Raw genomic sequence first — 19702 nt, 5'->3', positions numbered from 1 at the left:
TAGGCGGTCTTTTTTATTTAGGAAGCTAAATTATATTTTTGTTCTCGTAACTTAAAGGCTCTATCTCCACCTTCAAGAATTTCGCATATATGTGACTTAATTGTTTTTTGATTTAAAGTGGATGAACAACTTGGATCATGATCTAGTGATTCAATACTGCCAAACTTATATTGGAACTTATGATTATTCATATTTGGGCTATGAATCCCATGTTGATTAGCAACAATGATTAGCTCACTATCGGCATTCACAACAACATTTGCGTTGTGAGTCACAAGAATAATTTGTCTTTCCTTTTTCTTTTGTTTTAGAAAAGTAACCAATTCAGAATAGATAGCTCGATTATCTAAGTCATCTTCAGGTTGGTCGATGATGATAGGGCACTTACTTTCACTACAATCTAAAGTCATTTTTAATACTACAAAAGCTTTTTTGCCTTGTGACATTTCATTGTAGTTGTCACCATCATAGATCACGTCAAATTTTATTTTAAACCATGAATTATCGAAGAACTCTTTCGTAAATGTTTCTAAAGTAGTACCACCTCTAAAACGAATTTCTCCTTCTTCTAAGGATGCTACTATTTCATGATATTTATCTAATAGTTCTATTTGAGAAGCAACTTGCATTTCGGCAAATAGCTTGGCTTTTTCAGGCTGTTGGTTAATAGTTTTTTTGATAAATTCATTGAACTTAAATTTATCAAATATATTCGTTGCAAGTATTTGTAGATCTTGGCTGATTGTAATTGATGATATAGCCTGTATTAATTCAGAGGCTACATTGGACATTGATAACCAAATTGTACGTTGAAACTCTGTTTTTAAACGTTCTAAAGCAGTTGTTAATTTAGAAATTTTTTCTAAAATATCATCAATCTCTTGAATTTTAGCTTTTTCAGTATTTAGTCTTTCTAATAATGGTTTTATAGCGTCAGAAGACTTTAGATAGACTTCTACTTTTTTAAATGTGTCGGTACTTTGGATACCTAAAATTTCTTGTTCAACTTTTAGGATTTGATCAGAAATAGTTTTTAGGGATAGCTTTTTGAATTGCTCAAATTGAGTAGTTGTAAATTTTTCTATTTCACTTGCAAAGGATTCAAAGTGTGTTTGTACTAGCACATAATTTAAATTAAGTTCTAATGGGTTTAACAGTTGGTAGAAATCAGAACAGTGCTTATCTTTAAGCAGTTCTTTAAAAGTAATAAGCTCTTCAAGATTTTTATTAAGAATTTTCAAAGTTTCATTCGAAGCATTAAAATCAGCCATTTCCTCTTGAGTTATATTTCCAATATCATTATTTTGGATTTGTATAGATAATTCATTAACTTGATTTTGAATATCATCCTTATTACCTTTTTGTATCAATTGTGATTGATAGTCACTTAAAGAGCTTAGAATTGAAAAATAAGTAGATACTTTCCCTGAAATTTCATGTCGTAAAAAATCATTTTGTTCTTTAAATCTAGAGAAAAGCTTGTTGTCTTTTTGCTGTATCAAGTCCTTAACTATATCTTCAATACCTTGATCTTTTGACTTTGAATACATATGTCCTTGGTAAAAATATTCGATGGGTCTACTGTAATCCTCCTTGCCATCTTGCCAAATAATTCTAAAATTTGAACAAAGCTCATCAATATGCTGAGATTGTTCTAGGGTGTTTAGTGCAGTAGGTTTTAATTTATTTGCTAGACATTGCAATAGGGTGGATTTACCTGATGATCTCCCACCGATGATAGAAGTTAAATTACTATTAAAGTAAATTTTTTCGTTTGCAACATTGGTATTATTTAACTCGATATAATCTATTACTTCATATGAGTTTTTTATTTCAGGACAATGTTGCCCGATATGAACACGACTTTCAGGTTCATGAATGATTTGCTTTAAACCCTCAAAAGTTGGTTCAGCCTTAATCCAACAATAACGGTTCATTTTAGGTTCAAATAAATCTTCAAGACAATGCGCATCACTACCATGGATACTAGGTTTAAGTGATCTGTATTTAGCAATTATCTCTTCAGCAGATTCTCGACCGTGACCTAAGAAATATTTGTGATCTGAAGGTTTTGCAGAGAACAGTCCATCAGTCAACTGATAAATAGAGTTTCTAAGGCTGAAAGCTGATGCCTGTTGTTGCTGTAAAATTTCTTCATGACTTTTCAATCCTGAAACACCATCATTATCTCCATTTGCAACAAAGACAAGTATTTCACTCCTTAGATTATTATTCGCTTCAAAAACTTCAATTAATTCAGTGTGTGGAATACAGAATTGCTCAACCCCTTTCTTTAAAGCAAGATTTTGGTCATTTAGCTGATCTTCTGAAAGATATAAGCGACCCAAGCTCTTTAGCCCATATTCATTAAGCTGGTACTTGTTTCCATTACCATGAACCATCTGTATATGGTTTAAAATTTGATTTTCAATAGCTTCAATTTTTGATGGATTAAAGATTAGATGTAAGTTTATTAAACTGCCTGCACCCGTGGATGGGGAGATTCGTAACTCCATATTAGGAAGTATTAAAATTTTAGAAATTAATTTTTTTTCATCATCATTAAATTGAGCTTGATCATTAATCTCATCTTGAAATTTTTTTACCTTTTTGTAATTTTCAATACTAAAGTAGTCCGTGATACCAATGGTTTTTATATCTCGTTCTAAGGCTTTTTTGAAAAGCTGAATACAGTAGTCTTCAAAAGATATACTCCCAAATTGGTCATTTTTAGCTGTACTTTTTGTATGTACATGCAAGTCCCAACGTCCCCATTCTGATCCGCGGCTCATCTCACTTTCCCTTAATTTAATATAGTTTTAAAGAACAATTACTTAATTATTAAATTGATTGTAAAGAAGTATTATTTATAAAAAAAGCCACCTTAAGGTGGTTTTTTTTATTTTTGACATTTTTAACTTATAACTTCACCAACTCCACCCGACGATTCTTCGCCTTACCATCTTCAATTGCATTATCTGCAACAGGCTGAGTAACCCCAAAACCTTTAGCGGTTAAACGGCTGCTTTCAATACCTGCTTTAGTCAAGGCAGCAACTACACTTTGCGCACGCTGATCAGACAGCTTTAAGTTATGTGTGGCATCACTGGTATTGTCGGTATGACCATAAATACCCAGTTTTAAATCCGGGTTGTCTTTTAACAAGGTAACAATCTGCTCAATTTGCGTTTGCGATTCCGGTAAAATCTCTGCTTTATCCGTCGCAAAGTTAATCTGTACGCTCACTTTATTGTCCTGATCCAGACTTTGCTTTAGTGCACTCGATGTCAGCACTTTGGCAGTCATATTTAAAGGTTTAGATTCAGCCACCATTAGCGAAATATAATTGCCAGATTGGGTCAGCTGGAACCATGTGGTCTTATCCTCCTGACGAACCACATAAGTTTTGGTTGGGTAGTTAAAAATATCACCCAGACCCGCATAATATTGCACCTAAAAATCCTTCGGAATTTTCTCGATGATGCCTTTTGGAATCTGGCTATTAACAATTTCTACACCGCCCAAATCCTTGATCACACTCTCCAGATTACGCTGAATTTCCAAAAAATTGCCTTCTTTATATTCCGGTTTCGAGGTAATGCCTGAGCTGAATAATTGTCCTTCGACCCATTCCAGTTGCTGTCCTGTCCAGAATGGAACACGCTCAAAATTGCGCTGCTCGGTATTTTGATAGATATAACCGTCTGGCAGGGCAATATAAGGAAAGTCACCGAGTGTCGCTGTGCTGAGTGGTATTTTACTGATGTCAAAAGCTTGTGTCTGTGCAGTTTCGGCAGCTTGCGTGGTGTCTTCCTGCTGGATTTCGGTTTTGGAGGTTTCTGCTTGCTCGGTTTTGCTACATGCCGCAAAAATAAAAGGCGTACAAAGAATGGTAGTACGAAGGAGAGTGGAAGTCTTCATTAAATTTCCTTATTTTTCGGCATTTTTGTGGAATTTATTGTATAGAAATTAGCCTGTAGTGCGAATTTTAATCGAAACCTAAATCTGAGTGGTTTTAGCATTCATAATTAAAGCTAGAGAAGAATAATTGGTGAAGATTCCATTACCGAAAACTGTACCATGAATCCCTATTTTGATATCGTTTTGGTGCAAGTTTGATCACTCTTGGCGCATAAAGATTTTACGCATATTTTTTAAGTATTTTTTAATTTTTATAACTTATTGATTCTCTATTGATTAATAAAAGCGCTCATTATTTATAAAGGTGGCATGTTTTATGCTTTTATTTATATACAGTATAAAAAGAGGAGAGCAATACACTTGATCACTCAACCACAAAAATCAGTTATCCATTCATGTATAAAAACAATAGCAAGGACATGAGCATCAAAATGGAAAAACTGATGAAATACTCCACTTACTTTGCTTTAAATCAAGCCCCATTTCCATGTTATGGGGCTTTTTTTCGTCCTTTTATATAAAAGTTTATTCCTTACATTTCCATAAGCCAAAACTGGCACACTTTCTGCATTTCCTTAAGTAATACGAAATTTACATTCAGTAATACCGAGGAGATGCGCATGAATAATCAAATCAAAAAATCCAAGCTGCATCCATTTGCCCAATTTTTAATTGAACTGCTCAGCGTTCGCGCCGGGCTTTATGTCAAACAGGATTCACTCAAGGAAAGCAGACGTGCCTAAACCGAAATTGGCACGAATCAGTATCACCGTGCCGGAAACCACCTTACAGGCCATGGATCAGAAAATTGTCGAGCAACATTATGAAAGCCGCTCGCAGGCCATTGTCGACATGATTAACCGCCACCTGATTGATGAACTGGTTTCTCGTGATGAAGTGATGGTCGGTACGCTGACGCTGGTTTATGACGTCAGCCTGAAACCGTTACGTTCCCAATTGGTCGATTTGCAACAGCAATATCTGGAACAGGTGATCAGCTCGCTGCATATCCAGCTGGATGATCAGAAAGTCCTGCAAGTGATGCTGATGCAGGGTGTAAGCAGTGATTTAAAAGAAATTAGCGAACAATTTATTGCATTAAAAGGAGTGCTCAAAGGACACCTGGAACTGATGGATGCCGTGATGCCTCCCATTCCCCAAAATACCAATAAAGGAGTATTGTCATGAATACTTTATGGACAATTCAAGACTGGCAGAACGCCTACCAACAGCAGCAGATTCAGTTACAGGACCTGATCGATTATGTTGCATCATTTCAAAATGATGATCATGCCTGGATTTCAATTACATCTGCAGAACAATTACAAGCACAAATTGATGCCTTAACAGGAAAATCACTAGCCGAATTGCCACTCTACGGCATTCCATTCGCAGTCAAAGACAATATTGATGTTGCCGGTTTTTATACTACTGCAGCCTGCAAGGAAGCCACTTATCTGGCAACCAGCGATGCGACGGTGGTGGCTAAATTAAAAGCAGCAGGGGCTATTGTCGTAGGTAAAACCAACTTGGACCAGTTTGCGACTGGCTTAGTTGGAGTGCGTTCACCCTACGGCGCAGTGAAAAACAGCTTTAATCCGGAATATATCAGTGGCGGTTCAAGCTCTGGTTCATCGGTGGCAGTGGCGAATGGTCAGGTGCCTTTTAGTTTAGGTACCGATACGGCGGGTTCAGGTCGTGTACCGGCAGGACATAACAATATTGTTGGCTTAAAACCCACCAAAGGCTGGTTTTCTACCACAGGTCTGGTGCCAGCGTGCCGCACTATTGATGTGATTTCAGTCTTTGCCTTGACTATTGATGATGCCTGGCAAGTTGCGCAGATTATGCAAGGCTATGACGCGACAGATGAATATTCACGCCAGCATCCAGCCAATGTGCCAACCCAATTTTCCAAAGGCAAAATCGCGATTCCGGCACAACTGGAATTCTATGGCGATGCTGAAACTGAAAAAGCCTTTGAATTGGCAATTACTCGTGTAAAACAGCTGGGTTATGCAGTTGAAGCCATTGATTTCAGCATTTTCAATCAGCTGGCTTCAGCACTGTATAACAAGGCTTGGGTAGCAGAACGGACCAACGCTGTTGAAAAACTGGTTTCTCGTGAGGTGACCCATCCGGTGATCAACCAGATCATCAGTCAGGCAGACAACTTTAATGCTGTCGATATGATGCAGGCGGAATATGAACGAGCGCAATTGGCTCGTCAGATTAATCTGGCACTGGCAGACTTTGATGCCTTGATGGTGCCAACAGCGCCTACCATCTACAAGATTGCTGATGTAGAAGCCGATCCACTGGTGAAAAACAGCCATATGGGCGCTTATACCAACTTCGTGAATTTTGCGGATTTATCGGCTTTGGCACTGCCTAATGCAATTCGTGCCGATGGCTTGCCAAGTGGCGTGACCTTTATTGCACTCGCCTGGATGGATCAGGCTCTGGCAAACTTCGGTCAGATCTGGCAGCAGGCAACTGCTCTAACCTTGGGTACGTCGCAAAAAACCTATAAACCAACCTGTCAGATTCAGTCACAGCATGCAGTAAAACTAGCAGTCGTCGGTGCGCACCTGACTGGTATGCCACTGAACTTCCAGCTCACCACACGTGGCGGCACTTTAGTGCAAAAAACAAAAACTGCAGCCAGCTACAAACTGTTTGCCTTAAAAAATACCACCCCACCAAAACCGGGCCTGCAATACCACAGTAAAGGTCAAGAGATCGAAGTGGAAGTCTGGGATATTCCATTTGCCAACTTTGGTCAGATCGTAGCAGAAGTTCCAGCACCGCTGGGCATTGGCAATGTACAGCTGGCAGATGACAGTTGGGTTAAAGGTTTTATCTGCGAAGGCTATGCGCTTGAAGATGCAACTGACATCAGTCATTTTGGTGGCTGGCGAGACTTTATTAAATCAAAACAACTTTCAAATACACGTTTTAAATGTAATTGCATAGGGGAAATCGCACAATGATCAAGAAAGTAACTTTAGCAGCATCTGTTTGCTGCGCAATTTTTATGAGCGGTTGTGACAATACGGCGAAAGTTCCAGAATCATCTGGTCAGGCCAAAGGCAGTGTGAATACTCAGCCGATTCGTATCGGCTATAGCGACTGGCCAGGTTGGGTAGCTTGGCAAGTGGCGATTGAAAAAGGCTGGTTAAAAGAAGCAGGTGTGAATGCAGATTTTAAATGGTTTGACTATTCAGCTTCATTGTCTGCCTTTGCCGCAAATCAGCTGGATGCAGTCATGGTAACCAATGGTGATAATCTGGTGACTGGCTCTGGTGGTACTAAAGGCGTGATGATTCTGGCGACGGATTATTCAGCTGGAAATGACGTGATCATTGCCAAGAATGGAATTAACTCGATTCAGGATTTACGCGGTAAAACGGTTGCCACTGAAAAAGGTCTGGTCGATCACTTGCTGCTATCAACTGCTCTGGATGATGCAAAGGTTAAACTGAATGAAGTGAAACTGGTCAATACCATGACCAATGAATTACCACAGGTCTTTGCAACAGCGGATATTGATGCGATTGCAGTATGGCAGCCAGTCGCGAATCAGGCCTTATCTGCGGTTGCCGGGTCAAAAATTATTTTCAGCTCTAAAGATAAAGCTGGGCTGATTTATGACACTTTAACCGTGAATCCTGCGCATCTGCAAGCCAATAAAGAGCAATGGAAAAAGGTCATTCAGGTTTGGGATAAAACTGTTAAATATATCAATGACCCGGCAACACGTGCAGATGCTGTAGAAATCATGTCGAAACGTGTCGGTGTTGATGCCAAGGCCTATATGCAATTTGTAGATGGTACTCACTTGCTGGATCTGGAAGCCAACAAGAAAGTCTTTACCAAAGGTGATGGTTTCGATTCGATCTATGGTTCAAGCTATCACGTCAACAAGTTCAACGTTACCAATGGCATTTATAGCACTGAAATGAATGTGGATAGTGTGATTGTTCCAACGCTGGTACAAGAGCTGAAATAAAATCTGATTGAGTTCATAAAAACTCCCCGGTTTCGGGGATTTTTTTGTATATATCATTAGGGTTCTTTCATAAATCATTTTTTAATCATTAAAATGAAATTCCCCTCTTCTTGTAGGAGAGGGTTAGGGAGGGGTTATATCTAAGAAATATCCCTCATCCTAACCTTCTCCCAGAGGGAGAAGGAACTTTCAATATCCATTTAAATATGAATATAACAATCATTTTTTGATTTATGAAAAAGATCTATTAAAAAATATAAAAATTAAAGTTCAACACTTTTGGAAAAGACATTAATAAAAATAATTCCCACAATCATAAAAGACAGACCAATCAGTGCCGGAATATCCAGTTGCTGCTTGAACACCAGCAGCCCGACAGTAGAAATCAGGATAATGCCTGCACCAGACCAGATCGCATAAGCAATGCCCATTGGAATGGTTTTCATGGTCAGTGACAAGAAAAATAAGGCAACTGCATATCCTAAAATAGTGGCCAGCGAAGGCCAAAGTACACTAAAGCCATTGGATGCTTTCAATGCAGAAGTCGCGATCACTTCTGCAATGATGGCAATCGACAGATATAAAAAAGCCATATTTCTCCTTATAACACTCGTTCTGCATGATGGAGCAGGTGACTCTGTTCTGCGCTCATCCACTGTGCTGCTTCTGCAGTCGTGGTGGTCATGTGCTGAAACTCATATTCAGGTTGGTAGATATCAATCTCAAAAATCAGATCAATTGCGCGGCCCTCAACTTCTACATGCTGGACCAGATGGGTTACATCCAGAATTTCAAAATTGTCCAGGTCAAAGTCATGACCTGTTTCACCAGTACGGGTGCTGTAGATTTTACTGAAGCCCTGAGTACCAATAGAGACTTCGAAGCTTTCTAATAGATCAAATGAAGTAGCATCGGCTGACTTGATATCTAGTTCTGCAACTTGAGATTGCACCTCTGGCAAGCGGGTCAGGGCGTAGGCAATATGATCATCACAAATGATCAGACCGCCATCCATTTGCAGCTTTGTACCTGATTGCACATCTATCGCAGATTCTAGGCGTAGGCCTAAGAACAGGCCTTTCTTCACTTGCTGACGCCAGTCTTCAACATAGACATTGCTCGGTGAAAATTCCAGAATGCAGTTCCCGATCGCGTGCAGTTTTGCGGGTTCAGGCCACTGCACATGATTTTGATAATTGGCATAGTCTTCAACTTCCCAAGACAAGAGCTGCGTTGCATCATCCCATACCGTATTGCCAATCCAGCCCTGACGTTCTGTCACTGATGTATCGTTCTGACTTTTCAGGCGCAGATCAATGGTAAAGCTGCGTGACTGGAACCAATACACAATGGTGTTTTGATCGGTCAGGCCATTAAAGAAGCTGATGCTTTTCCTGCGAAATGCCCCATATAAAAAGCTCGGAATAACTTCAGGTTGAGTAGTAGTTGGCGTTAAAGTTTTCATGGCTTCTAACAGATTCATGATGCTGCCTCCGCTTTTTTATTTAAACCAAAAGAAGACAGCGGAACGGCATTTTTTAGGACCAGCTCACCTGCAGCAATGCGTCGTTTTAGATACTGGAACGTTTGTGCAGTCTGGTTAAATAGATGTTCACCACCAATCAAAGGTTTATATTTGGAATCATTAGTGTGTACTACCGGTTCAATCACGGTGTCATAGTTACAGGCACAAAACAGCGGGAAGGAGTAACGTTCTTCGGATACTTTTTTTACGCGGTGTTTGGTTGCCAGGTATTTGCCATTGGACAGGATTTCCATCATGTCCCCAATGTTCATCACCAGCGTATTTTCGATGAGTGGAATATCAATCCATTCACCGGATTTGTTCAGCACCTGCAAACCTGGCGCAGTTGGTAATAGTAAGGTAAAGCATTCATAGTCAGTATGTGCACCGATGCCTTCGGCATCTTTGATATCCGGATTGTACGGATAATGAATCAGGCGCAATTGACTTGGCGCATCATTAATTTTATCGGCGAAAAAATCCTCTTTAACACCGAGAGCTAGGGCAAAAGCAGAAAAAATCTGTTCGCTAATGGTGCGCAAGTGACCGTAATATTGGCTGACAATGGCTTTAAAATTTGGATGATCAGGCCATAAGGTTGGGCCTAGCAATGGGCAGTCTGTTCTAGAACCTGGATAGTCATAATTCACATCATAGGCTTCTTTGAGGTCATAACTGTTGCCCGCGAACTGTTCCTCACCAATTGGCACATAACCGCTATGGTTACTGGATTTGCCAATATAGTGCTGCATTTTTGTGTCCAGATCCTGCTCGAAATAGGATTTGGCCAGTTCAACCAGTGACGTGGCATAATCAAAATTAAACTGATCCCATTTAAGATAAAGGAATCCAACATCTTTGCAGGCCTGGTCTAAAGCTGCCGCAACTTCAAGACGATCGGCCAGATGCGGACTTTGCATTTTAGAAATATCGACGAGTGGGAGTACGTATTGGTCTTGCATTGCAATCACCTTATTGTTGGTCGTCCAACACAGCGATTAAAACCTTTGGGTCGTCCCAAAGGCTCTTTTTAAAAATGGATTATTTGCTCGTGCTGACTTTGGTCAAGCGTGGAATTTCTGGAAGATCGGCTAGTGCAGGATCCAGCTCATCCTCCTGTGCATGTACCAGATGATTGACGTGCTCGCGAAGCTGTTTAAATTCCAGAGTCAGCATCAGATCTGGATGGCGTGGACGTGGTAAATCCACTTCAATAATTTCTTTGATTTCACCTGGATTGGCTTTCAGCGCCACAATCCGGTCTGCCAGCAAGATGGCTTCATCCATATCGTGGGTCACGAAAATGATGGTAATGTCGATGTTTTGCCACAGATCCATCAGGTGACGCTGCATTTTTTGGCGCGTATGCGGATCCAGTGCACCAAAAGGTTCATCCATCAGCAACACTTTGGGTTCATTGACCAAGGCGCGGGCAATCGCCACACGTTGCTTCATCCCGCCTGAAAGTTGATGCGGATACTGATCCTGATATTTTTCCAAGCCAATGATGTTGATCCATTCACGTGCCTGCGCTTCAGCAGAAGCATTACTTTGACCTTTCATTTTCGGGCCAAACATGATGTTTTCTTTCACGGTCTTCCATGGAAACAGGGTATAGCCCTGAAACACCATGCCACGTTCCGGGCTTGGGCCAGTAATCGGCTTGCCATCCACCAGAATTTCACCGCTGGTATAAGGATCAAGCCCAGCCACAACACGGCTAAAGGTCGATTTACCGCAACCCGATGGACCAATCACACAGATAAACTCACGTTTATGAATTTTCAGATCAATGCCATTTAAAATGGTGCGTTCAGTTTTGCCATGCTTAAAGGATTGAGTGAGCTGTTTGGCTTCCAGGATGACCGGACGGCTATAAATCTTGTCAAAGTATTCGCGGGTATTAAATTCAGAGTTTTGCATCAGTTTGCTCCCGGTTTCCATTTAAATAAGCGTTGTCCCAATTTCATTAAAATCACGTCACAGAGCAGACCAATTACCCCAATGATCAGGATTGCTGCAAAGACATTGTCAAAATTCTGATAACGGGCCTGCTGGGTAATAAACCAGGTAATACCAGACGTGCTACCGATCAGTTCAGCTACGATCAGGTAAGTCCATGCCCAGCCGAGCAGTACGCGCAGGTTGCGGTAGATTTCAGGAAGGGCTGCTGGAATAACCACATGAAACAGGCTTTTTAATTTATTAGTACCCAGGGTAAAACCGGCTTCAATCAGACTGCGATCCACCAGTCGTGTGGTATTGGCAATAATCAGGATTTGCTGGAACAAGGTGCCAATCACAATGATGGCTACTTTTGGTGCATCGTTGATGCCTAAAATAGCCACCGCAAGCGCACCAAAGGCTGGGGCTGGCAGATAACGGAAAAATTCGACAAATGCCTCCGTGAGTTGGGAAATTTTATTAGAGAAGCCACATAAGATACCGAGTGGAATACCGATCAGGGAAGAAATAAAGAAGGCCGTAAACACCAGTTTGATACTATGCCACAGGCTTTCATGAAACCACGGTGCATTGGCTTGAGCAGGTTCTGTGGTAAATGCAGTAACCAATGCGATCGCCACTTCATGCGGGGCAGGCAGATAGATCGGATTAACCAGAATACCTTGGGGCGGCGCCAGACCTTGATCCACTGCGGATTGCGCAGCAGAGAAAAAGATATCCTTATCAATACGACTACCGACCTGTAAATAGCTAACGCTGCCTGAATCGGCAATCTGGACTTGTGGATGCCAGATAAATGGCAAATAACTGACTGCACACCAGATCAGAATTGGTATTAAAAATGACCCCAAGCCAAACAGTATTTTATTTCTTTGACTGAGTTCACGTGCAACGTAACTCATAGTGTTGCCCCTCAATATTACAATTTTTATAAAACGTAATACTGATTAAGCAAAATGAATGCCATGATAAGCAGAAACATTCAAAATGATAAAATAACCTGATATTTCAAAAGAAAAATTTAAACTGATAGGCAGGACCAATAATTTACTTAAGTTAACAGTTTGATTACATACAGAAACATAAATAATCATATTTTAGTCTTTATTGATTAATTTATAGTCAGAACTATTTCATATCTTTACATCGGTTTATTTAATCTCTTATTTTCCTTAAGGTATTGTCCACTTCTTAACTCATTGAATTATAAAAGGGGAGCAATGCTAGAATTTAAAAATCAAATCGTACACGGCGCAATTTTCGATATGGATGGAACCATGTTTGATACTGAACGTTTGCGCTTTCAAACCTTGCAACAAGCTTCGCGTGAGCTGATCGGCGTCGAATTTTCTGAAAACTATTTAATGCAGTGTTTGGGCTTAAGTGCCCGTAGTGCCGAGCAGCTGGCCAAAGAGCGTTATGGACAAGATGTTCCTTATGCCGAGATCCGCCAGCGTGCTGATGTGCTGGAACTAGAACATGTACGCAATTATGGTGTTCCAATTAAAAAAGGTTTATTACAAGTACTGGAACGCCTACGCAAGGCAGGCCTAAAAATGGCTGTGGCGACTTCGAGTCGACGTGCGATTGCAGAAGAATATCTGATCAATGCCAATGTCTATAAATTTTTTGATGTGCTGGTGTGTGGTGATGAGATTAAACAGGGGAAACCTCATCCAGAAATTTTTATCAGCGCAGCCGAAAAAATCAATTTAAGTCCGGCTCAATGCCTGATGTTTGAAGATTCCGAAAATGGCCTGCGATCTGCTTATGATGCAGGTGGTATGACGGTACTTTTCAAAGACATTAAAACGCCGAATGAATCGATGCTGGCAGAAGCCCAGTATTATTATGAAACAATGGAAGATTTTCTGACAGACCTGAACCAGTTTGTTCCTGTTCTGGAAATGCCAGAACTTGAGACCGCATTTCCGCAAACGCTGAATCAGTTAACGGTCGGGATTCACGGCTTCGGTGCAATTGGCGGTGGTTATTTGGCTCAGGTGTTATCACACTGGGATGGTTATACACGTCCACGTAAAATTATTGCCTCAACGCGTAATCCACTCTATCAATCTGCCGTAAATGCGTTTGGCACCTATTGCATTCGTTATGGTCAGAACTCTTTTGACCAGCGTATTGAAAATATGAGTGTGATTGATGCGCATGATCTGGAGCAAATGCAGAACATGTATATTGAATCCAGTCTGGTGGCAGTCTGTGTCCCTGAGGAAGCTCTGGTTTTTGAAGCAGAAGTAATTGCACAGGGTTTATATGCGCGATACTTGGCCTACGAGCAGCAGGAACAGCCGCTGACGCTGTTAATTATCCTGAATAAAATCGGGGCCAAACAGCTGGTGATGCAGCAGATTCTGAGCCGTCTGAAACAGATTACGGATGAACAGACAGCGCAGCACATTATGGATCAGCATTATTTCTGTGACACAGTGGTGAACCGTATGGTCTCCAAACTGTCCGACCAGAAACTGTACCGTCAGCTGCGCATCAAATACAACATGTTCAAGCAGTATCAGCTGGATGAAGATCTGTCCGTAGTGGATCTGGATGATTCTACAGCCCTGAATGCAGACCAGGAACATCAGGCGGGCTTGTATATTGAAGACCTGCGCCGTAATTTCCAGCCTAGTCATATTCTGCAGTCAATGGATCTGATTCTGTTTAATGCCGAAACGGATATGCCAATCTATGTGGAAAATAACAGTCCATTATTGGCTAAAATGCGCCAGATGATTCTGGTAGATGATATTGCCAATATCCAGCTGATTAAAAACCGCTTATGGAATGGTGTGCATGCGATGATGGCCTGGTATGCCAACCTGCGCGGTCATCAGACCATTGGCGTGGCTATGTCAGATCATGCGGTCAGAAAATTCATGCAGCAGGCCTTAGCGCAGGTGAAGCATGGTCTCTGCTACCAGATTCCTAAGCATGCTTCAGATCTGGAACGTCTGGCGCAAAGTTTCACTGAATCCTGTGCCTATGCTTATCAGGATCCATGTGCACGTGTAGGGCGAGAACCTCTAAGAAAGCTGGAACACAATGAACGGGTTATGGGTTCATTATCGACCTTGCTTAAATATAGCTTGCCATTTGATGTGGTTTTAAAAGGCGCAGTGTTGGGCTATATCTATGCTCTGGAACAGGGTGAATGCGAGCAGCAGGAACTGTTGATGCATTTACAAATCCAGTTAAGACATATGGCATTAGAACCGCAGCTATATGAGACCTTGTATGATGAAATGTCACAATTCATCAATCAGATTATTGCTGGAAAATTGTCCTTGCAGAAATTCATGCAACTGGATTTACAGCAAGCGTTCAGCTAAATCAGCAGTGAATAAAAAGACCCAGAACGATTCTGGGTCTTTTTATGGAAGTTTATAAATTTATAATTTATACAGTCGTGGATTCTTGCTGATAAATACAGGATTGGGCAATCTGTTGCTGATCATCTGCGGACAGATCAATATTTTCCCATTTTTCCATCTGCTCTAATAACCAGATAAAATCGGTGAATTGAGGCTCAACATTTTCATCTGCAAGGTTACGGATAATATTCTGAATCTTATGGAAGTCATATACGTGTCGGGAAGCTGAACATTCAAACTGGATAATCTGATAATCCATCAGCATGTCCCAAACTTCAGAAAGATTGGTAGCATGCTTTAAATCCATCTGGGCTTTTTTTACAGCCGTGACTAATGCTTCTACAGTCAGTGGATGCAACTCGCCCCATTCCTGAGTTATCGCCAGCACTTTGTCTGCCACTTTAGGAATCACATTTTGGCTGGCTGCGACAATCAGGCTATAACCTTCAAGCTTGGCTTGAATATTCCAAGGTTCACCCACACAAAAACCATCAAAAATCTGTGCTGCAATCCCTTTGACCATTAAAGGGGGTGGTGAGGTCTTGAGCAATATATTTTTGGCATATTGCGCATCAGTTAAAGCCAGCCATTCTCTTAAACAGTAATGATGAATGGAATATTTATAAACATGTGCCAGACCTACTTTGTGTTGCTGCTTTAAGGCACTGACCAGCTTTTGCGACGTGATCTGTTCATTATCTTCAGGCTGAATGCCCAGTTCATAACACAGATCCTGTCTTAAGCTGATAAATGCCTGATTGATACTGAGGACTAAGGGAGTCTGCAAAGCGACTTGTAACTGGTCTGCGCCCAAAGCAGCCGCGGGAAGCATGGCAGACAGGCAATGGGCTGCATCCAGAAAGCCATAGGCCAGACGGTCGCGTAAGCTGGACCAGGAGGCTTCACGGATCAGGTTTACCTTTAAACCCTGTTCAGTAAAATAACCTTGTCGCTCCGCCCAAAGAATGGCAACACAATCAAGCAGTGGAATATAGCCAATATTGAGTTCTGTTTTTTCTAATGTTGTCATTGAATGCTCCTTATTGGCCGGATAACAGTTTTTGTGCATCAAGTAAGCGCCGTGCCATATCGCCAATGGTAATCCGGTGGCTCATAGCATTTTTGCGCAACAGGGCAAATGCTTCTTCTTCGCTCAGTCCATGCAGCTGGATCAGCAGGACTTTGGCTTTATCAATATCCCTGCGATCACTTAATTTTTCCTGAGTTTCCTTCAGGTCATGTAACAGTTTTTTATGTTTCTGAAATTGTTCAATCGATATTTCCAGAATATTTTCCAGTTTGGTTGGATCGATCCCGTCCACAATATATGCCGTGACTCCGGCATCAATGGCATTTCTGATGGTGTCCTTGTTGGAATTTTGGGTAAACAGAACCGTAGGTAATTCATACTGACTCACGCAGCTTTCAATAATATCGCGATGAGGATGATCCATATTTAACAGAATGACATCGGCATGCAGGCTTTTAATATCAACAATGTTGAGGTCGTTCAGAATGACACAGGCCACCACATGAAAATCATGCGCAAGCAAAGAAGCCTGAATAAATTCAGCGCGTTCTGGATCATCATCAATCAGGGCAATTCGTAATTTAGACATGCAAGATTTTTAGCTAGTACATCGGGGAATATTCCATGAGGACTTATGCAAAAAACATACCATGCAATTTGGTGCAAAAAATTAGGAGATCAGGTTAAAAGTGTCATAAAAATAGTGCAGAGGAACTTAGACGTCCGAATTAATCTGACTAAAATGAGGCGTTCTTGAAATAAGCGCACTAAAAGAAGGAGTTTTAAGGCAATAAAGAATATAAAATTTATTGCTTAGATCAATTTTAATTTCATCAAGATGATCGGGAAAAATAAAAAATCAAATATAGATAAAAATATTGGAATAATAATTGCTTATTTTTAATCCACTATAAAATAAAAAGGTGGAATAGACATGAAATTACATCTTATACCATCCCTGCTAGTAGTAATGAGCAGTCTTTTGATGGCGGGTAATGTGATGGCAGAAGACGGTGGTTTACGCTTTACCGAGAAAACTCTGGCCAAAGTGGCAGAAATGAAAACCAAGAAAAAATCAGCCGAAACCCAGCAAGCTGCACCATTACAAGCGCAAGTAATCGAAAATGCCTCTAAATAACGATAGCCAAAATACATGAAGAAACTCTCCAGCAGGAGGGTTTCTTTTTTGACTGAAATTTATAGGCCATAGTTCAAAAAATAAGAATTCTATTTTCTAGTTATAACTTAGATTTTGGTTTAGAAACCTGTCTACTAAACTGATCTTTATGAATCAGAATATTGTTTATATCCTTAAAATTTTTAATTTAAATCACTTTTTGCCAACTCGAATTAGATGGTTACAAGAAAAAAATACATATCTATAAATTACAAATACTTAATAAATTAGATGTCAGAACTTGTATGAATCTGTCTGTGATCTTGTAAAGTACTGACAGATTTTTTGTATAGAAAAAATTAAAAATATTGCCGCACCAGTCAGATATTTTGGCAGAAAATATCTGCTTAATTTTGCATGCTTCATTTATGCTACAGCTTAAATTTTAAGCCAAGTCCTAAAGCAGATCAGGATCACTTATACAGGATTGTATAAATTCGCCATGAATATGACAAAAATCCCTCTCAAGAAAAATCCGCTTAGCCTGATGATACTGTCGGCATTTTCAGGCCATCTTTATGCTGAAACTACGCTAGTGCAGGATAGTGTTCAGCAACTGGACACTATTGTGGTGACCACAGAGCAAAATACAAATTCCCAGCAAGAGACTGAGGCGGAACTTGCCAGCGTTTCGGGAGGAACCAACTTTATTTCAGATCAGCAGTTACAACATCAGCGTCTGGGAACCACTGATGACGTCTTCCGTCTCCAGCCCGGTATTTATGCCCAATCGCCGGGCAATGAAGGAGCCAAAATTTCTATCCGTGGTTCCGGCATTAACCGTACTTCTGGTGCACATGCATCCGGAACTTATGTCATGATCGATGATATTCCCTTTACCGGACCGGGTGGTACAGCTTATGAACTGCTTGAACCGTGGTGGATTGATCATGTTGGGGTGTACCGTGGTGCCAATGGTTTAAAACAGGGCGGATTGTCCTTAGGTGGAACAATTAACTATAAAAGTAAGATTGGTGCGGAGCAGAATGGCTCTGAATTAAAATATGAAACGGGTAGCCATGGCTATCAAAAGTACCAGTTTAGTACTGGCCGACAACTCGACAAGTTAGATTATTATCTCGCAGTGACAGGCTCACAGTTTGACGGGATTCAGGATCATGCCGAAAGTGATGGTAAAGGTCTGGCTTTTAATCTGGGTTATCAGATCAGTCCAGATATTGAGACCCGCTTTTATGCCCGTTACCGTGAAAGCAAACATTTAACGCCGGGGCGCATTACCCAGGAACAGCTCAAGAATAATCCTGGAGCAGCCAATGATTTTAATCTGGCTGTAGATGCCAAGCGGATTCAGCCGGGCAGTACCTGGCTGGCAAATACTACCACCTGGAACTTGCAGGATGATGCCAAACTGACCGGTAGTCTGGCTTATCATCATTATCCATTGGATCTACGTGAAAGTAGTTATCGTACCAATGTCGATTATGAGGATATTAGTGCGCGGGTTCAGTATGAGAAACCTTATCAGTTATTCGGTCTTGAACATCAAGGAAAAGTTGCTTTTCGAAGTAGCACGCACCGTCCGGATAGTGGTGTAACCGAAACAATTCGACGTGATACTACAATTGATGGCACGCTTTATCCGGCAGATACCGTAACACGCCGTTATACTTATCGTGGTTCAGACAATGTGCTGCAATTTGATCAGGAAACTCAGTTGAATGATCAGTTTAAGCTTGATCTTGGATTGGCAGCAGCCTATACCCACCGTGAAAGTGAAGTGACTTACCCAGTCGCCAGTCCTGAAGTTAGCCGTTATGAATGGAATTTCGCACCGCGTATTGGCCTGACTTATCAGCCAAATGAGACGCTGCAATGGTTTGCAAATTTAAGCCGTAGTATTGAACCGGCACATCCATGGGCAATGGCATGGTCTTCACCATATTATTTTGACAGTGGTGTCGCTTCAGGGCGGGTACGTGAACCTATTTATCTGGACACGCAAACTGCAAATACTTTAGAACTGGGTGGCAGGGGTCAGTCAGCCTGGGGTGATTGGACACTGAGCTATTATTATTCCAAGGTTAAAAACGAGTTATTAACCTCAGAGTTGATCAAAACCTATGAGGATGGATCGGAACGACCTTCTGAACCAATTGCCGTTGAATCCAATGCAACTCCAACCCTTCATCAAGGTGTAGAACTCAGTCTGGATACACCATTGTATGCATCACAGCAGGGTGAGCTTCGCCTACGTCAGGCTTACACTTTGAGTGATTTCCAGTATAAGAATGATCCTTTATTTGGCAAAAACCAGCTGCCGGGAATTCCAAAACATCTTTATCAGGCGCAGCTCAGTTATGCCTTGAATAACGGTCTTTATGTGGGTCTAAATACAGAATATGCATCGAAGATGGCACATGATTATGCCAATAGCCGCTTCAGTGATGATTATCAGATTTGGGGTATTGATCTGGGATATGCGCCAGAAGATCAGTCATGGAGTGCCTGGGTTAACTTCAAGAACATCACCGATGAAAAATATGCAGCAGTGGTAATTCCAGGCTATGACGACAAAGGTGCAGATCTAGCACGATCTTCACCGGGTGAAGGCTTCTCGACTTATGCAGGTGTGTCGTTTAAATTTTAAAATCATCACTTCATAAAAAAGCGGGCATTTTTGCCCGCTTTTTTTATTGTCAGCTTTGTCCCGTCCTGAAATAAG

17 protein-coding genes are annotated in these 19702 nt (G+C 41.1%); 7 read left to right on the top strand and 10 right to left on the bottom strand.

Going from position 1 to position 19702, the window contains the following annotated elements; genetic code table 11:
* Positions 1–17 precede the first annotated feature (17 nt).
* The 3 genes from B3Q46_RS03955 to B3Q46_RS03945 form a co-directional block, all read right to left on the bottom strand.
* Positions 18–2792 carry a TrlF family AAA-like ATPase gene (locus tag B3Q46_RS03955; RefSeq protein ID WP_286713602.1) on the bottom strand — a complete coding sequence of 925 codons (2775 nt, stop codon included), beginning with the start codon at positions 2790–2792 and terminating at the stop codon, positions 18–20.
* Positions 2793–2919: 127 nt separating this feature from the next.
* Positions 2920–3453: an OmpA family protein gene (locus tag B3Q46_RS03950; RefSeq protein ID WP_286713600.1), complete on the bottom strand. Its 534-nt coding sequence runs from the start codon at positions 3451–3453 to the stop codon at positions 2920–2922.
* A complete protein-coding gene (locus B3Q46_RS03945; RefSeq protein WP_286713598.1) occupies positions 3454–3921 on the bottom strand; it encodes a hypothetical protein in 468 nt (155 codons plus the stop codon). It abuts the gene before it with no gap.
* A gap of 620 nt (positions 3922–4541) precedes the next feature.
* Between B3Q46_RS03945 and B3Q46_RS03940 the strand changes: the two genes are divergently transcribed.
* The 4 genes from B3Q46_RS03940 to B3Q46_RS03925 are packed head-to-tail and all read left to right on the top strand — an operon-like array spanning position 4542 to position 7933.
* Positions 4542–4664 carry a hypothetical protein gene (locus B3Q46_RS03940; protein ID WP_286713596.1) on the top strand — a complete coding sequence of 41 codons (123 nt, stop codon included), beginning with the start codon at positions 4542–4544 and terminating at the stop codon, positions 4662–4664.
* The gene (locus B3Q46_RS03935; RefSeq protein ID WP_208462513.1) at positions 4657–5109 is read left to right on the top strand and encodes a CopG family ribbon-helix-helix protein; all 453 of its coding nucleotides are present in this window, start codon (positions 4657–4659) and stop codon (positions 5107–5109) included. The genes B3Q46_RS03940 and B3Q46_RS03935 overlap by 8 nt, the downstream gene beginning before the upstream one ends.
* Positions 5106–6914 carry an allophanate hydrolase gene (atzF, locus tag B3Q46_RS03930; RefSeq protein WP_208462512.1) on the top strand — a complete coding sequence of 603 codons (1809 nt, stop codon included), beginning with the start codon at positions 5106–5108 and terminating at the stop codon, positions 6912–6914. The genes B3Q46_RS03935 and atzF overlap by 4 nt, the downstream gene beginning before the upstream one ends.
* Positions 6911–7933 (top strand): ABC transporter substrate-binding protein, encoded by a 1023-nt coding sequence (locus B3Q46_RS03925; RefSeq protein ID WP_208462511.1) that lies wholly within the window; start codon positions 6911–6913, stop codon positions 7931–7933. Before atzF ends, B3Q46_RS03925 begins: the two co-directional genes overlap by 4 nt.
* Before the next feature lie 263 nt (positions 7934–8196).
* On the opposite strand, the gene B3Q46_RS03920 is transcribed toward B3Q46_RS03925, so the two are convergent.
* The 5 genes from B3Q46_RS03920 to B3Q46_RS03900 form a co-directional block, all read right to left on the bottom strand.
* Positions 8197–8526 (bottom strand): DMT family transporter, encoded by a 330-nt coding sequence (locus tag B3Q46_RS03920; protein ID WP_005235742.1) that lies wholly within the window; start codon positions 8524–8526, stop codon positions 8197–8199.
* 8 nt (positions 8527–8534) lie between these two features.
* Positions 8535–9416 (bottom strand): hypothetical protein, encoded by an 882-nt coding sequence (locus B3Q46_RS03915; protein WP_208462510.1) that lies wholly within the window; start codon positions 9414–9416, stop codon positions 8535–8537.
* Complete coding sequence (locus B3Q46_RS03910) at positions 9413–10420, bottom strand: isopenicillin N synthase family dioxygenase (protein ID WP_208462509.1); 1008 nt, start codon at positions 10418–10420, stop codon at positions 9413–9415. The genes B3Q46_RS03915 and B3Q46_RS03910 overlap by 4 nt, the downstream gene beginning before the upstream one ends.
* A gap of 79 nt (positions 10421–10499) precedes the next feature.
* Positions 10500–11381 carry an ABC transporter ATP-binding protein gene (locus tag B3Q46_RS03905; protein WP_208462508.1) on the bottom strand — a complete coding sequence of 294 codons (882 nt, stop codon included), beginning with the start codon at positions 11379–11381 and terminating at the stop codon, positions 10500–10502.
* Entirely contained in the window at positions 11381–12325 is a 945-nt protein-coding gene (locus tag B3Q46_RS03900; protein ID WP_208462507.1) for an ABC transporter permease, read from the bottom strand. Before B3Q46_RS03900 ends, B3Q46_RS03905 begins: the two co-directional genes overlap by 1 nt.
* 318 nt (positions 12326–12643) lie before the next feature.
* Here B3Q46_RS03900 and mtlD point away from each other — a divergent pair, with 318 nt between their 5' ends.
* A complete protein-coding gene (mtlD, locus tag B3Q46_RS03895) occupies positions 12644–14770 on the top strand; it encodes a bifunctional mannitol-1-phosphate dehydrogenase/phosphatase (RefSeq protein ID WP_208462506.1) in 2127 nt (708 codons plus the stop codon).
* A gap of 67 nt (positions 14771–14837) precedes the next feature.
* Here the strand turns inward: mtlD and B3Q46_RS03890 are convergent, their stop codons facing one another.
* Both B3Q46_RS03890 and B3Q46_RS03885 read right to left on the bottom strand, forming a co-directional pair.
* Positions 14838–15842, bottom strand: coding sequence for an ABC transporter substrate-binding protein (locus B3Q46_RS03890; RefSeq protein ID WP_208462505.1), 1005 nt, complete (start codon positions 15840–15842; stop codon positions 14838–14840).
* Positions 15843–15852: 10 nt separating this feature from the next.
* Positions 15853–16431, bottom strand: a complete 579-nt coding sequence (locus tag B3Q46_RS03885) for an ANTAR domain-containing response regulator (protein ID WP_004785667.1) — start codon at positions 16429–16431, stop codon at positions 15853–15855.
* Between the two features lie 345 nt (positions 16432–16776).
* On the opposite strand from B3Q46_RS03885, the gene B3Q46_RS03880 reads away from it, so the two are divergent.
* Together B3Q46_RS03880 and B3Q46_RS03875 are read left to right on the top strand one after the other, a co-directional pair.
* Positions 16777–16980, top strand: a complete 204-nt coding sequence (locus B3Q46_RS03880; RefSeq protein WP_208462514.1) for a hypothetical protein — start codon at positions 16777–16779, stop codon at positions 16978–16980.
* A gap of 481 nt (positions 16981–17461) precedes the next feature.
* Entirely contained in the window at positions 17462–19627 is a 2166-nt protein-coding gene (locus B3Q46_RS03875; protein ID WP_208462504.1) for a TonB-dependent receptor family protein, read from the top strand.
* Positions 19628–19702 lie beyond the last annotated feature (75 nt).

Source organism: Acinetobacter sp. UBA2581, assembly GCF_002339435.1.
In the GTDB taxonomy this organism is placed as follows: domain Bacteria; phylum Pseudomonadota; class Gammaproteobacteria; order Pseudomonadales; family Moraxellaceae; genus Acinetobacter; species Acinetobacter variabilis.
Note: the sequence above shows the minus strand (reverse complement) of the source record. Positions and strands in the feature narration are given on the sequence as shown.